The sequence below is a fragment of the Agrobacterium sp. SORGH_AS_0745 genome, assembly GCF_030818995.1.
Taxonomy (GTDB): Bacteria; Pseudomonadota; Alphaproteobacteria; order Rhizobiales; family Rhizobiaceae; genus Agrobacterium; species Agrobacterium tumefaciens.
This window is the reverse complement of the sequence record NZ_JAUTBI010000001.1, coordinates 1,173,186-1,188,530: the sequence shown is the minus strand read 5'-3', so window position 1 is coordinate 1,188,530 and position 15,345 is coordinate 1,173,186. Positions and strand designations below refer to the sequence as shown.

The 15,345-nt window shown below is 59.6% G+C and carries 12 protein-coding genes and 2 pseudogenes; 9 read left to right on the top strand and 5 right to left on the bottom strand.

The genetic code is table 11. The annotated features are described in order from the left end of the window. Window positions 1-23: 23 nt before the first annotated feature. The 9 genes from dnaN (at window position 24) to QE432_RS05310 (ending at window position 5,647) form a co-directional block, all read left to right on the top strand. Window positions 24-1,196 carry a DNA polymerase III subunit beta gene (gene dnaN / locus QE432_RS05350; protein WP_306623529.1) on the top strand — a complete coding sequence of 391 codons (1,173 nt, stop codon included), beginning with the start codon at window positions 24-26 and terminating at the stop codon, window positions 1,194-1,196. A 2-nt stretch (window positions 1,197-1,198) separates the two neighbouring features. Further along, window positions 1,199-1,675 (top strand): hypothetical protein, encoded by a 477-nt coding sequence (locus QE432_RS05345; RefSeq protein ID WP_306623527.1) that lies wholly within the window; start codon window positions 1,199-1,201, stop codon window positions 1,673-1,675. A gap of 83 nt (window positions 1,676-1,758) precedes the next feature. After that, window positions 1,759-2,697 (top strand): hypothetical protein, encoded by a 939-nt coding sequence (locus QE432_RS05340; protein ID WP_306623525.1) that lies wholly within the window; start codon window positions 1,759-1,761, stop codon window positions 2,695-2,697. Next, window positions 2,694-2,858, top strand: coding sequence for a hypothetical protein (locus QE432_RS05335; RefSeq protein ID WP_162738415.1), 165 nt, complete (start codon window positions 2,694-2,696; stop codon window positions 2,856-2,858). The genes QE432_RS05340 and QE432_RS05335 overlap by 4 nt, the downstream gene beginning before the upstream one ends. After that, window positions 2,859-3,206, top strand: coding sequence for an HNH endonuclease signature motif containing protein (locus QE432_RS05330; RefSeq protein ID WP_113138585.1), 348 nt, complete (start codon window positions 2,859-2,861; stop codon window positions 3,204-3,206). It begins immediately after the preceding gene. Further along, on the top strand, window positions 3,203-3,742 hold the full coding sequence (locus tag QE432_RS05325; RefSeq protein ID WP_113138584.1) for a hypothetical protein: 540 nt from the start codon (window positions 3,203-3,205) through the stop codon (window positions 3,740-3,742). The genes QE432_RS05330 and QE432_RS05325 overlap by 4 nt, the downstream gene beginning before the upstream one ends. 34 nt (window positions 3,743-3,776) lie before the next feature. Further along, window positions 3,777-3,947 carry a hypothetical protein gene (locus QE432_RS05320; protein WP_162632703.1) on the top strand — a complete coding sequence of 57 codons (171 nt, stop codon included), beginning with the start codon at window positions 3,777-3,779 and terminating at the stop codon, window positions 3,945-3,947. Window positions 3,948-3,957: 10 nt separating this feature from the next. Beyond that, window positions 3,958-5,049 carry a tyrosine-type recombinase/integrase gene (locus tag QE432_RS05315; RefSeq protein ID WP_113138583.1) on the top strand — a complete coding sequence of 364 codons (1,092 nt, stop codon included), beginning with the start codon at window positions 3,958-3,960 and terminating at the stop codon, window positions 5,047-5,049. A 301-nt stretch (window positions 5,050-5,350) separates the two neighbouring features. Continuing rightward, window positions 5,351-5,647 carry a hypothetical protein gene (locus tag QE432_RS05310; RefSeq protein WP_013761805.1) on the top strand — a complete coding sequence of 99 codons (297 nt, stop codon included), beginning with the start codon at window positions 5,351-5,353 and terminating at the stop codon, window positions 5,645-5,647. 115 nt (window positions 5,648-5,762) lie between these two features. Here the strand turns inward: QE432_RS05310 and pbpC are convergent, their stop codons facing one another. The 5 genes and pseudogenes from pbpC to trxA form a co-directional block, all read right to left on the bottom strand. Further along, a complete protein-coding gene (pbpC, locus tag QE432_RS05305) occupies window positions 5,763-7,841 on the bottom strand; it encodes a penicillin-binding protein 1C (protein WP_306623522.1) in 2,079 nt (692 codons plus the stop codon). Then, complete coding sequence (locus tag QE432_RS05300; protein ID WP_306623520.1) at window positions 7,838-13,282, bottom strand: alpha-2-macroglobulin family protein; 5,445 nt, start codon at window positions 13,280-13,282, stop codon at window positions 7,838-7,840. Before QE432_RS05300 ends, pbpC begins: the two co-directional genes overlap by 4 nt. A gap of 122 nt (window positions 13,283-13,404) precedes the next feature. Next, window positions 13,405-13,593: a Trm112 family protein gene (locus QE432_RS05295; RefSeq protein ID WP_003511371.1), complete on the bottom strand. Its 189-nt coding sequence runs from the start codon at window positions 13,591-13,593 to the stop codon at window positions 13,405-13,407. A gap of 10 nt (window positions 13,594-13,603) precedes the next feature. Beyond that, window positions 13,604-14,276, bottom strand: a pseudogene (locus QE432_RS05290) (LON peptidase substrate-binding domain-containing protein). 68 nt (window positions 14,277-14,344) lie between these two features. After that, a pseudogene (gene trxA, locus QE432_RS05285) lies at window positions 14,345-15,314 on the bottom strand (thioredoxin). Between the last annotated feature and the right edge of the window lie 31 nt (window positions 15,315-15,345).

Genomic DNA, 15,345 nt, shown 5'->3' with positions numbered 1-15,345 from the left:
GTCCAAAACGAAAGGCTACGGGAATGATCAGCCAAACGACGGCATCAAAATACGTCTCCGTTGAAGCCAAGGAACTGGCTTCGGCGCTCAAGCTGGCGAACTCGATTATCGAGGTGCGGAACACCATCCCGATATTGAATGATATCCGCCTCAACTACGGAAAAAAGGGATTGTCGGTCGAGGCAACCGACCTCGACTTGCACGCAACAATCCACGTTGACGAGATCGAGGGCGCGGGCACATGGTCGCTGTGCGTCCCTGCACGTTTCCTCGCAGCCGTGGCATCTGCCGCAGGAACCGGGTGGGTTCATATTGAGCCCGCTCAGGTCGAGACGAAGAACGAGAAGACAGGCGCGACGTCGGTCCGGCATAGCGCCGAAATCCGTGTTGGTGTCGCATCCTACACAGTCGAGGCGCATGCGCCTGAGGACTACCCAACCATCGCAGGCGAAAAGGCTGGCATGGTCGAGCGCTTCACCAACGGTCATTTCGCGCTTGCGCTGAAAAAGGTGTCCGGCTGCATCTGCACGGAGGAGACGCGCTACTACCTGAACGGCGTCAACTGGGCGTCCACACCCAACGGCAGACGGATGGCCGCGACGGACGGCCACCGCCTGGCGCTCTGCAGGTACGCAGCGAACGAAGACGAAACCGCCTTTAACTACATCATCCCGCGCAAGACCGTGGGCGTGATCTCGCAGTTCCTTGCCAATGCAGACGTCGAGATTTTCTCCGTCAGCAACGGCAACAAGATCATCGATACCGTCCTCGAATTCAAAGGCCCCGGTCTGGTTCTTCGGAGCAAGCTCATTGACGGCACGTTTCCTGATATCGAGCGGGTGATACCGAAAGAGTTTGCCCACCGTCTTGAGATCCGGACCGACGAGATGCTTCCGGCGATCCGGCAAGCTACCGCTATCGGCGGCTGGCGCGGTTCTGCCATTCGGCTGCACGGCGTTTCGGGCAAGCTTCATGTCGAGGTGAAGAACGAGGAGCTTGGCACGGCGAAGGTGTCCACCTCGTGCGATTGGCCGGAAGACCTCCAGCCGATCGGCGTCAACAGCCGATACATGGCCGACATGGTCAAGCGCTGCCAAGGCTCCGTTGCCATGCAGCTGAATGGCGATGGCGGCCCGATTGCCCTTGCTGATCAGGATCCAGAAATGACCCGGCTCCTCATGCCGATGAGGGTTTAGTCATGAACCAGCAAGCGTCAGCAGACAGCCGTATAGACTTCGTCGCTCTCGCGGATCGAGTTGCCGCGGGGCAGGTCAAGGCTTTGAGCATCAAGCAGCCGTATCCGCATCACATCTTTCATGACGGCAAAGACGTTGAAAACCGGGATTGGCCAACGAAAGGGCGCGGCTGGTTCATCGTTCATGCCGGCGTCTCGAAATCTGAAATCGACAAGGACGATGACGACCAGATGGCAATGCCACGTGGCGGCGTCGTGGGAATGGCTCGAATTGTCGACTGCGTTCGTGAAATGGACAGCCGATGGTTCTTTGGCAAATTCGGCTTCGTCCTTCGCGACGCATTCCCCCTGCCACTCATACCCTGCCGAGGCCAACTCTCATTTTTCAAGCTTGAGCCTGATGTGAACCAGCTTTTGGCCGATGCAATCCGCCAGCGTGCGGGCATCACGGCGGATCACTTGCGAGGAACCGAACAATGACCGGATCTAGTCAACGCCGAAGGGAGGCTGCGTTCCGGGCAGGCCGGGAAGATGGTTTGGCCGCAGCAGAGGCCGAGCGGAACGTGTTCAAGGGCAAGTATCGGTCGATTGTCACGCTCCTCAACACTACCCGCCAGCAGCTCCAGGAGATCTTCGACCACGTCGACGACGAGGGAGACAGACGGTATTTCGGCAGCACCAACCACGTCGATTGGTTGCGGGATCTCCTCGACGACATGGACGGATGGTCGATCGACGCCATACTGCCAAAGGGCGACATCAACAAGATGGAGGCAGATCCTTACGCAGAGATTCGCGCGCAGCGTGCCCGCGCCGAGGCGGCGGAGGAAGCTCGCGCCGAACAATGGCGTCTGCGCCGTGATGCGGAAGGTAGCCGGGATACAGCCCGGGCGACTGCGGACACGCTTCGTAGAGAGCGTGATGAAGTTCGTTCCGCTCTGAAACTGGCGATCGATCACATTGAACATATGGCCGCATGGTTATCCGGCAAGGGGACCGGCTACTCTTTCGAGAGCCTGGGCGAAGACATGCCGGGGATCAAAGCCGCCCTCTCCGCACAGGTGCAGGACGCCCGCAGCGACGATGACGAGGAAATTTACGAGATCGGCGTCCGCGAAGGATATGAGCGGGCCGTTCAAGAGATCGACACGAAAACAGGCGGCGACGGCGAATACCGCTATTGCACCGACCATGATCCAGAGCGCCACACGCCGGGACCGGCTGAAATGATCCAGCGCATCGTTGATCGGTTCGAAACTCTCAACCTGATCGATGATGCCGGAAGGCGCGGAGATTTTTGGGATGCTCCCGGTTCCGCACAGGTGCAGGACCTGGCGGGGTTGTTGGACGAGACTTGGAATGCTGCCGTTGAGAAAGCTGCGGCGATCGCCAACGATTGTGTCCACCTGACGCCAGATCCCGGCACGGCGATCCGGACAATGTTGAACGGTCGCACTAAGCTTCACCCCGCAGCACCCGCAAAGCAGGAGGGCGGCGAATGAGCGATCCTCTATCTCCGGAAATGATCGATGCGGCCGAGGCGAATATACGCGCTGATTATCGGTCGGGGAAAATATCCAGAGAGCAGTTCCAGAAGGAAATGCTGATCGTCGCGCGGTCTAGGCGGGATATGATTACCGACAATCAGGAGGGCGGTCAGTAAATGTCTCGCCGCCAGTCTATCCGCGAAAAGATCATGAGCCGTGTCAGCATCGACCCGGTCACAGGCTGCTGGCTATGGACAGGCCCAACGTCGGGCACCAGCGGACGTGGCCACGGCTACCCTCGCATGTCACTCGGCGGTCAGACCGTGGCGGTCCACATCGCGATGTGGACCAACGAGCACGGATATATCCCCGGCAAAAAAGAGCTGGACCACAAATGCCGGAACCGGCTCTGCGTCAATCCGGATCCCGATCATCTGGAGATGGTCACGCGCAAACGCAACGCAATGCGCCGTGAAGAGGCACGTCGGATGCGATGCGAGGAAGTCGAGGCAGGCAATCAATGAATCTCGACGAAGCCAAGCGCACGTACCGCGAAGTGAGAGAGCTTTTGCCACTCGTTTCCGATGAATGGGAGCGCACCTATAATCCCGCAACCAGCCAGGCCGAAATATGCCAGCGTGATGACATGACCGGCGAGATCTTTCCGATCGTCATCATCCGCCCGGACTGCCCATACCACGACGGCCAGCTCGTCGAAAAATCGCTGACGTATTTCCGCGCGCTGATGATGGTGATTGATGAAGCCTTCGCGAAGATCCGCAGGCTTGAGGCGCAAGAGCGACCACATCAACCACCGCAACAGACCAAGAAAAAGGACTTAGCCGCGGAATGCGCGATGCTGTGCGGAAAGCAGGATTTCCGCCGCTACCTCATGCAGTGCCACGATCTCGCAGACGCGGCAGACGACGAGCGCGTCAACACCCGCGTGCGACATATTCTCAACATCCGGTCTCGGGCCGAGCTGAACACGGACCACCAGGCCGCAGCGCGCTGGAAGCGCCTGCGCCGGGATTACTACGCATGGAAGGACGGCCGATGACACTCAATCACGCTTCGGCAAAGGGATACATTTAATGACCCAGCCAGCAATTTTGAGAAAGCAGGACATGATGAGGGCCGCCGAGGTTGCCAACGATTCCGGCTGCCGGATCGAGATAAAGGTGGGCGATACCGTCATCACCGTTATCCCAAGTTCCGAGAACGAGAAGGTGAAGGGAATTGACTACTCGCGCCCCGTACTGTGATATCTCGGGCATGCCCAGAAAACTCTACCCACATGTGCACAAGCAGAAGACCCGCCATGACAAGTGGGTCTTTTATTTTCGCCTTGGCAAAGGAAAGCGTATCCGCTTGCCGAACCCCAACGATCCGGGGTTCAAGGCGGCGTACATGGCCGCGCTTAACGGTTCGCCGGTTAAAGTCGAGACGGCGCACGAAGGTACTCTGGGTTGGCTGTGGGAGCGATATACTACGGAGAGCGCGAAGTGGGCGGGATACAGCGCCGCTACCCAAAAGCAGCAACGGCTGATCATGGCGAAGGTGCTCAAAACCGCTTCAAAGTCATCGCTAAAAGTCGTCACCCAGGACGTCATCCAGGAGGGCGTTGATAAGCGCCACGAGACGCCGGCGCAAGCCGGGAATTTCCTCAAGGTTATGCGCGGCATGTTTGGCTGGGCAAAAAAAATGCGGCTGGTGGCCGTGGATCCATCGCTTGGCGTGGAAGCCCCCGACTATAAGAAGGGTGGATTTCCGGCCTGGACCATGGACGAGGTGAAGGCGTTCCGTCAGAAATACGAAATTGGGACAACTGCGCGACTGGCAATGGAGCTTATGCTTTTGGCGGGCCTACGCCGATCGGATCTTGTAAGGGCCGGTCGCCAGCATATCAGCGGCAAGATTCTTTCAATGGATACAGAGAAGACAGGCGCGCGGATCACGGTCGAACTTTCCGACGATCTGATCATGGTCATCAATGCCACGCCACGCAAAGGCCTGCACTTGGTCGAGACTTCACGCGGGAAGCCTTTCGTTAAGGAAAGCTTTGGAAATTGGTTTCGGGACCAATGCAACGAAGCGAAGGTCTATAAATCTGCACACGGGCTGCGAAAGCTCAGTGCGACGCTTGCCGCCGAAGGTGGAGCGGCCTCACATCACCTGCTCGCCCAGTATGGCTGGACCAACCTCGCCACGGCAGAAATCTACACCCGTGGCATCGACAGGCGCCGTCTTGGGATCGAGACAAGCCGCATCGTGGCGGATCAGATCGGGAACATAACCGCCCCTCACCCTGTTTTAGGTGAGGGAATGAGCGCAGAAAGCGAAACAAAATCAAATACTAAGAAATAGGGTGGCGCACCTCTCGTGGACACCATTTTCCTGTAAATTCAGTTTAAAACAATAATATAAAAAAGAGCGGAATGTCGTGACCCGCTTCACTGCTGGCCATGCGGCTCTAGTCCTAGACAAACATAATAGCTGTCCCGTTTCGCTCAGCGTGCACACCGGCATGTTCGAACGGCGAAGCATCGATTGGTCACGTTCGTTTTACCAATTAGCTCCGGTCTTTTGCGCGTTTGATCGCAAACACATATCGTGCATCCACAAACAGCACCTATCTAAGATGCTCACACCCGATGAAGGAGACAGAATGATCAACGAATATGGCCCATACGTACAGATGGGAACGCTTGCAGAGCAGATGGCCACCCGATACCGGATGGACCCAAATCTCGCACTGGAACCGCACCTGTTGCACTATATGGAAGAAGTCGAGGTAAATATCGCCGCCGACAGCTTCGATCATGTTGGGTTCATGGACAAGATCCGCAGCCGGCTGGAAATGACACTGGCGAAGACCGTCGACCCTCGATGCAGAGAATTCCTGCATGCGGTTGTGGTCGCACTTCAGGAGCGTATCGATCGTCATTCACTCGACGTTGCGTGATCGCCGTTCCTCCTTCCACGTTGCATCAGGTCTCTGCAAATGAACTTCTATGACGCGGGCAAGAAGCTGCCTGCGACGCGGCGTTCAGCCGCGTGGTGCGCAAGCCGTAAAAAACTCACTCGATGAAAACGCGCACGCTCGAAGCGCGGCCATCGGCGTCGATCACGGTCAGCGTTGAAAACCCCTGCCCTTCCGGTCGCCATTCGCTGTTGCGGCGGAGCGAAGAATCCGGGAGCGGCCTGCCGTTGGCGAGCCAGCGGAAGGGCGCGCGGCCGCCTTGCAGCTTCAGCACTAGCGGCGAAATGCCTGACTGGCTGGAGAGCTCCACCCTAGCCCCTTCCGGTGGATAGACGATGCGCGGCGCGCTTTCGCGCCTTGAGGCCGAAAGCAGGCCGCTTGCGGTCAATGTGAAACGCCGCTGGTTGGCGGGAAGGTCGCTCACGGCCACCCGCGCGACGCCAGAGGGTGCAGCAGGCATTGGCGTGATCGCTACGCCGGATTTCTCGAAAGCCTCGAAGAGGATCGGGGCTGCCGTCGCATAACCGGCAATGCCCGGGACGGCGCCGTTATCGGCACGACCGACCCACACGCCGATGACATGCCGCCCGTCATAACCTACCGACCAGGCATCACGGTAACCGTAGCTGGTGCCGGTCTTGTAGGCGATGCCGCGCTGCTTCATGCCGAGTGGCGGCAGCACACCGGACAGGATGTCGGAGACGTTCCAGATCGCAGCGTCGGCAAACAGCCGATCTCCGGCAAGCGGTTGCGGCGCGGAGCGCACACCGTCCCCCAGCCGCACAGAGTCGCCGCCGCCGGCAAGGCCCGCATAAAGCTGCACCAGATCAACCAGCGAAATACCAGCACCTCCCAGCGCAATGGCAAGCCCAGGCGCCTCGGTGGTGGGAAGCACGAGCTTCACGCCCGCGCGGCGAAAACGCACCATCAGCGCAGACGGGCTGACAGCATCCAGAAGCTTTACGGCGGGCACATTGAGCGACAGTTGCAGTGCCTGCCTGATGCTGACATCACCCTGATAATGCATATCGAAATTACGCGGGCGGTAACCGGAAAAATCCGCCGGGCGATCCTCGATGATGGTTTCCTGCCCGATGAGACCATTTTCAAAGGCAAGGCCATAGATGAACGGCTTGAGGGTGGAGCCCGGCGAGCGCACGGCGCGGCTCATCTCCACGAAACCGCGCCTTGCAGTATCGAGATAATCAGCGGAACCAACTTCAGCCAGAATATCACCGGTCTGCGCGTCGGCCATGACGATGGCGACGGAGACCTTTTCTGTCAGTTTTTCCGCTGCATGGCGGGCAACGGCTTCCAGTTCCCGCTGGATCGGCAATCTGAGCGTCGAGTGCGCCTCGGTGGCATTGGCAAACTTCACGCGTGCGGCAGCCGCCATATGCGGTGCATAGGCCGGCAGATCACGCCGGTTGGCGGGAACGGCTGCAAGGGTCGCCCGCTCTGCTTCCCCTTCACCCACCACGCGTTCTACGGCAAGGCGCTGCAAAACCCTCTCCCGCGCCTGCCTTGCCGCATCCGGAAAGCGGTCCGGTCGGCGTTTCTCCGGCAATTGCGGCAGCGCCACCAGAAGAGCCGCCTCTGCCGTGTCGAGCCGGGCGGGCTCCTTGCCAAACCAGGCGAGGCTTGCGGCACGAACACCCTCAAGATTGCCGCCATAAGGCGCGATATTCAGATAAAGATCGAGGATTTCCGCCTTGTCGAGCCGTCTTTCGATCTGGAGCGCTCGCAATCCCTGCAGAAATTTCGCCGAAAACGACCGGTCGGTGCGCGGTTCGATCAGCCGCGCCACCTGCATGGAAAGCGTCGAGGCGCCGGAGACGATCCGGCCGTTGCTTGCCAATTGCCAGGCGGAGCGCAGCAGCGCCCAAGGGTCAATGCCGTGATGGTCGTAAAAACGCTGGTCCTCATAAGCGATCAGCATGCGCAGGAACTGCGGATCGACTTCTGCAGCGCTGGTTTCCAGCCGCCAGCGGCCATCAGGTGTCGCAAATGCGCGCAGCAACCGCCCGTCTCTATCCAGCACCTCGAAGGACCGCTGCTGCGCAGCCTCCAGCGGTGGCGGATAGGCGTTGTCCAGCGCATCGAGACCGAAGGCCGCACCGCCTACAAGCAGAGCGGCCGACACGATGCCGACGATGATCGCCTTTTTTCGCCTCATGGGGTTGCCGAACGCACCTCCATGCGGCCCGTTGCCGTGCGGGCGGAAAATTGCGGCCGGTACATATCCTCGACCGAGGCCGCCGGATGATCATAAGTGCCCGGGGTGACGGCCCGGACCACATAGGCCAGCGTGATTTCCGAACTGTCGCCAGCCGTGCGGTCGAAGGCCGCAACGAACCGGTCGTAGCGGAATTCGGTATGCGCAGCTTCGGTTTCCGGCAACCAGTCGAAATTCGAAAGGGCGGCAGAATTGACGAGGCTCGGATTGTCGATCTCGAAACCGGAAGGCAGAAGGTCAGTCACGAGAATGCGTGCTTGCCAGTCATTTTTAGGCGTGACATTCAGCACCGCCACGTAACGCTCGTTCTGCACCACCTCGCTCGCGTTCACCTCCTCGCCATCCATGGAATAATAGGTACGGGTAATGGTGAAGCCCTCGCCACCGGCGGCAAGCGGTTGTGCCGGGGGCGCGACCGTGGTGACCACCGCCGTGACCGGATCAGCCGACGCGTTGGCGATCTTCAAGGGTGCCGCCAGCAATTCGTCGCCGGTCATCCGTTTGCCGAACCCGCCGGTCTGCAAATCGCCGTTCACATCAAGACGGATATCCTTGTCCTCACCTTTGACGGCGCGGGCGGCGAGCAGCATCCATGCCTGTTCCTGGGTGCTGGTATAGGGTTTCTTTTCCCATTCCTTCGCCACGGCACCTGCAAGTTGCGGCACGACGGCAGGAACCGGACGGCTTTCCGCCGCAAGCGCCAGCGTCGCTGCGCCATCACGCAGGGCGGAACCGTAATCCGCCCTTGCGAAACTAACCTTGGTGGCACGGCTCGCCATATCGAGCGAGGCACCGAACACAGTCTTCGCGCGTGCCTGATCTCCATAAAGCGAAAGGGCTGCGGCAACCTGCGCCTTGGCAAGCGGTGTGGGGAAATCGGCAAGCGCCGTATCCGCATAATATCTGAGATCGTTGATCGCCGCCTTGCGGTTGCGCGCCAGAACGTAAAGCGAATAGGCGATCTCGTTGCCGCGATCCTTGACGTTGCTATCGTAGGAAAGACCGTTTTGCAGGTTGCTCAAAGCCTGCACCATCGCCTGTTCGGGAACATCGTAACCCTGCTCGCGCGCACGGGTCAGGAAGTCGCTGATATAGGCATCCAGCCACAGATCTCCGTAACCGGGAGACCAGAGGCCGAAACTGCCGGAACTCGACTGGAAGGACAGCACCCGGTAGATCGCCTCCTGCACGCGGCGGCGGGTATCCGGGTCCTCGGCGATGCCGCTATCCTTGGTCATTTCCGAGAGATAAAGCAGCGGCAAAGCGCGGCTCGTCGTCTGCTCGGCGCAGCCGTAAGGATATTTGTCGAGCATCATCACCAGCGCCGGAATATCGAAGGCTGGCGAGCGTGTGACGTTGACGGCGACGGACGAACCGAGAAGCATGCTATCGGCCAGAAGGTCGCCATTTATCGTCAAGCTGCTATTGGGCGCGATCTTGATTTCACGCCGCGTCGTGACCGGCAGAACGGCTGGACGCACGGGAACATTCAATACCTGCTCCAGCGAAAGACCGGCGGCATTGGAGACCTTGATGGTGATTGCGCCATTGCCCGGCTGTTCGCCTGTCAACGGCACGGTCAGCGACGACTTCCCGCCCTTTTGCAGTGCCAGGGTCTGCGACATCTCACCCTGATCGACTGTAAGCGCCGTGTTGCTGGTCACATCCAGCCGGTAGTCGCCGGCCTCGCCATCGGTATTGGCGATATCGAGCCGCAATTGCGAGACATCTCCGGGCGCGAGGAACTTCGGTGCACTGGCCGTCACCACCACGGGATCTCGAATGACGGCGTCGGAGACCACATGTCCCACGCCAGTCTTCGTCCAGGCGACAGCCATGATGCGGGCCGTGCCGTTGAACTGAGGAATATCGAAGCTCACCGTCGCCTTGCCGTCTGCGTCAAGTTCGACAGGTCCCGAGAAGAAGGCCACGAGCTTTTCGGTGGGCGGGCTGCCCTGCAGTGCTGCGCCCCCGCCATCACCGCCCGTTCTAAGGCGGCCGGTGGCGCCAAGCGAACCGTCGATCAGGCGGCCATAGAGGTCGCGGATTTCCAGCCCCAGCCGTCGCTGACCGAAATACCATTCATCCGGCTTCGGCGGTTCATAGCGGGTGAGGTTCAATATGCCGACATCCACAGCCGCGACGATGACATAGGCCTTTTCGCCCACGCCCGCGCCGGCGACACTGATCGGAATTTCAAGCGGCTGACGCGGCAGCGTCTTCTGCGGCGCGCCTAGCGTTACCGCAAGCTTGCGCTCGGCGGGATCGACGGCAAGCCACTTGATGCCTATGGCGCGCATCGGCATGCGGCTTTCCTGCGCATCGCCCGGACGGAACAGCGTGGCCGTCACATACGCCCCCGGGCCCCATTCCTCGGTAACGGGAATGTCGATCTCGCCGCCATCCTCACCGATCTCAGCATTCTGCACGGAAATCAGCTTTTCCGAACCTGACGTGACCATCAGCTGACCGGCAAAACGCGACGATACCTTGAGTTTTGCGGTATCGCCGATCTTGTAGTTTTGTTTGTCCAGCGCGATTTCCAGCGCATCCGGCGTCTCTGTCGAGCTTGCCTCGACGTAGAAACCAGCATCAAATTCGACGCTCGAAACCGGTGCGCCATTGCCGACACCTTCCACTTCCAGCCTGTAGCGGCCCCAGGTGACAGGCACGGAAATCTCACCGCCATTGGCATCGACGGAAACCGTGCCGGTTTCGGTCTGTTTGGTATATTCCACCGGTTCGTACCGCCAGGAGTTACCCTGACGATACCATTGATAGTTTCGCTCTACCTTGATGAGCTTCCAGTTAAGGCCACTCATCGCCTGTTTCGCGCCATCAGCTGTCACACCGATAATGTGGAAACGGCCAACGGAATTCTGGGCGAGATCACCCGAAAACTGCGGTTTGATGCCGATGACAGGTGCTTGCGCCTTCACCGGCAGCGTCAGAGATCGTTCGACGGCGCGGCCACCGGCCTCGCGCATCCGAACGGTGATGTTGGCGGAAAGCAGCTGCGTGGTGGAAGGCAAATCCGTCAGATCGACATTGAAGCTTGCCTTGCCTTCTTCGTCCAGCGCCGGCAGATCGGCAAGCGCGGTGCGATTTTCTTCTTCACTTTCCTCATCGGCCAGACCGAAGAAATAACCCTCGAAGTCGGTACTCGTGCGGGTCGGCTTGACGGCGACCTCACCTTCCAGCGTCAGGCCGGCTGCGGGCGCGCCGTAGAGATAACGGCCATCGACGTCGATTGGCGTTTCCGCGCCCGGCTCGATCTGTTTCACCTTGCTGGAAAGATCAAACTCGGTGCGATCAGGCACGAAATCATCGACCAGAAAGCTCTTTTCGCTGATCGCAGCCGTTTTCGGATCAGTATGAATGCGCAGCGTCCAGGTGCCGCGCATGGCATTCGCCTGCAAGGGCAGATCGACCGCATGGCCGCCGAGCGCCTTGCCGTCACTCACGAAACGCCGGTCCTCGACGCCATCAGGACGCGAGAAGATGAAGGTCAGCGGCAGATCCTCGATCGCCTTGCCGTCAACATCACGGGCCAGCGCTGCCGCGTGCACGGTCTCGCCGGCGCGGTAGATGCCGCGCTCTGTCCAGCTGAACACGTCGATGGCGCCGGGGGCCGCGCGGCCAGTCACACCACGGTCGGAAAGATCGAAACCGGCGCGCGTCATGTCCAGAAAGACGTAGTCCTTGTCGCCGTTGCGCGCTGTGAGGATGGCTGGCGCCTGCGCCGCTGTGCCACGCATCAGGCCTGCCGAAAATACTGCCCTGCCGTCTGCATCCGTCTTTGCCGTGCCGAGCACTTCGTTGTTCTTGGCGAGCAATTGCAAGTCCACCCCGCCAAGCGGTGCGGCGCTGCCGAGCGAGCGCACGAATACGTTCAGGCCATCGGTGCCGGCATAGGTGGTGATGCCCGTATCGGAAACGAGGAACCACTGCGTGGCGCGCGAATCCCATGTCTCCGGTGCGGTGCCGGGCGGTACGGCGGTCAGCACATAGATGCCGGGCTTCCGCTCCGGCAAGGCTTCGTCCACCGGAAAGCTCGTCACTACGTCCTTGTTGAGGTCCGGCTGAATGTCTATCGAACCTTGCCAGACCAGCTCGCCGATCTCGTTTTCAATACGGTCGGCGTTGTAACCGTCCATCTGCGTCAAAAACTGCGAGTTTGCCAAGACCGACGTGATGTTACGGTCGCCAATACGGTAAAGCTTCAGATCGGCCTTTTCGGCATTGACCGAAACGATGGGAATGCCGCGCCGCGCCGTGCCCGGCAGCACGAAGTTCTCGCCGGTGAAGCGGACGCTCGCTGCACGGTCACGCACGTAGATATCGAGATCGACCTGCTTTTCCAGCGGTTCTTCCACCGAGGACGGCAGGCCGGCGCGGAACGCAATCTTGTAACGCTGACCATGGGTCAGCCCCTCGACGCAAATCTCACTGCCCTTCGCCTCGATCGCCTTGGGTGCAGCACCATCCAATGTGACGAAAGAGGAATAATCGACACCGTTCTTCACCAGCGGTTCGGAAAACTGCACGCATGCGCGCGGGCTGACACTATCCGTATCAATCGTATTGTTGATGACGCGGAATCCCTGGCGCGTGCGCAGATCGGCATAGGCCGCCTTCGTCTGCGCATTATCGGAAAGTGTGAGGCTCTCCTTATAGGCATTAAGCGCCGCACGATAATTCTGGGTCTTTTCGAAAGCCTGGGCCAGCCGGTTCAACGCCTCGGTGCGGGCACTGACCGTGCGGCTCAACTGATAGGCATTGATGGCAGCGGAAGCGGCCTGGCCCGCAATCGCGTAATTGTCGGTAACCTGCGCCGCCCTTTGCGAAAATTCGGCCCAGAGAGCACCGTCATCGGGCGAAATCGCAAGAGCCGCCTTGTAGGTTTCGATCGCGTCGGCTGCCGCCTGCTGCCTTGCCGTTTGCAGCAGGTTCTCCAGTCCCTGGCTCTGCTGCTCCGCGCTTGCCGCAAGGCCCGATTTCAGCCGACGCGCTTCCTGCTGCAGGCTATCAGTCACGAAAGAAAGACGCTGCGGTGCACCGATATCGGCTTCAGCGACAACCTGCACGATCTTGCCGGCGACGGCACCGGGGAAGGCATTGAGCTGATTGAAATCCGATTTAAGGAAACACCATTGCACCTTGGGATTGTAGGTGAACGCCTTGCAGGCGGTATCGCCGACGCAAATCTCGCCGCACTGCTCAAGCGAGACATTCTGCTCGGTTCTGAGATCGAACCCGAAATAATCGCCATTTTTGGTGGTAACCACCTTGCGGGAAGGTTCCGCCGCCACAGCTGGAATAAAAGTAATGGCGGTTGAGACCGCAATCAACGAGATCCGGACGAGCGCGCGCAACGACATCAGTTTTCTCCCCGCAACAGACATGTCGGGCGGGACTCTGGTCAAATCCACGCACGGTTGTCAACGCATCATCGTCAATTTGCGACGTGACACTGTGGAGAGAGCGGCAGGCAGGGCTAACGCTAGTCTTCTAATTTGCGCGCTTCGGAAATCAGCATGATCGGCACCCCGTCGCGGATCGGGTAGGCGAGCCCTGCGCTTTCGGACACCAGCTCGTTGCGGGCGCGATCGTAGGAAAGACGTCCCTTCGTCAAGGGGCAGACCAGCAGCTCAAGCAGCTTGGGATCGGCATTGCTCATCCTGTCGTCCATGGCGGCGATCCTACTGCAGCACAGTACCGGCCTCGCCCGAGCCCTGGGCAAGAACGATCTCGGTGATGGCGATCAATGTTTCGGCCCGCGTCCTCAGGTCAGGCGCTTCCAGCAGCGCCTGCTTTTCGGCGGGACCAAAGGGAGACATCATGGAAAGCGAATTGACGAGGACACGATTGCCTGCGCGCTCCACGCTTTCCCAATCGGCTTCCAGCTGGTTCGCATCTAGAAACGCACGGAATACCCGCAGCAGATTTTCGCGGTCCACAGCGTCCTCATCATACTCGCCGGAAAGATCGGCGATGAAGGGCGCGTGCCGGAAACTGCGATAGGGTTTGCCCACATCCACCTCTTCCAGCAGGCGGAAGCGGCAGATGCCGGTGAGCGAAATGACATAACGCCCATCCCCGGTCTCCGAAAAAGGAAGTGATGCGACCAAGACATCCGACAGCGCTCAAAGGACCACCATCATGCCCCCCCTCAATGACGTGAAGGGCCGGCTGCACCATGCCGATGACCCGGTGGCCGGCCAGTGCCATATCAATCATGGCGAGGTATCTAGGCTCGAAGACATTGAGCGGCAGGTGGCCTTCCGGCAAAAGCAACGCGCCCGACAATGGAAATACCGGCACAGTTTCCGGCAAATCATTGTTCTTCACATATCTCGCATTTCCGACATGCATGGGATCAAGCCCCCTGTTCACCGCTGCCCGGCCGGCGGATCAACCGCCATGGCCGGGATATGCCCGCATTACGAAAACAAGATCGACGAAAGCTTCCGGCGCCCGGCCACACTTGCCGGATCCTTGAAGCCCCAGGCCTCGAAAAACTCCAGAAGCTGGCGGCGCGCGCCGTCATCATCAAAGGTTCTGTCCTTGCGCATGACATAGAGCAGATGATCCGCTGCCTCATCCCGCCCGCCCTTGAGCGTTGAGGACCTTGGCAAGCTTCACACGAGCCTCGTAATTATCGGGATCGAGCGCGAGATCACGTTCCAGCACCACCGGGTCGCCAATCTTGCGGGCTTCTTCATATTGCGCGATCTTTTTCGAGACGAGCTGAATGCCAGCATCTGCGGCCACTTCCGCCGGCAGGGACGAGAGGAGTTCGCTTGCCCGTTCATATTGTCCAACGGCAATCATGCATTCGGCAATACCAGCGATTGCGGCGGCGTTTTCGGGATCGGCCTGCATAACCGCGCCGAACAATTGTGCCGCGCCATTATGATCGCCATCCGCCAGAAGCTGCTTTGCCTCTGCCAAAACCGCTTCGATCTCAGCCTTCGGATCACCCGCATCAGGTCCGGCGATCTTGTCGATGAACTGCTTGATCTGGCTTTCCGGTACCGCGCCCATGAAGCCATCCACCGGCCTGCCATCCAGGAAAGCGACGATAGCGGGAATGGACTGGATGCCGAGTTGTCCCGGAATAGACGGGTGATCGTCGATATTCAGTTTCACAAGCTTCACGCGGCCATTCGCCTCGTTTACTGCCTTTTCGAGAACCGGCGTCAGCTGCTTGCACGGGCCGCACCACGGTGCCCAGAAATCCACCAGAACCGGCTGGTGGCGCGATTCCTCGAGAACATCCTTGGAGAAGGCCGCTGTTGTGGTGTCCTTGATGTGACCGGAAGACGCGCCGTTCAGCTCCCCGCTATATTGCGCGTTGCCGGACATCTGCCCGCCATAGGAACTGCCGTAAGGATTGTTCGTGCCGCTCATGCCGGTCTCCCGTAATCTCTGTCGTATTGTC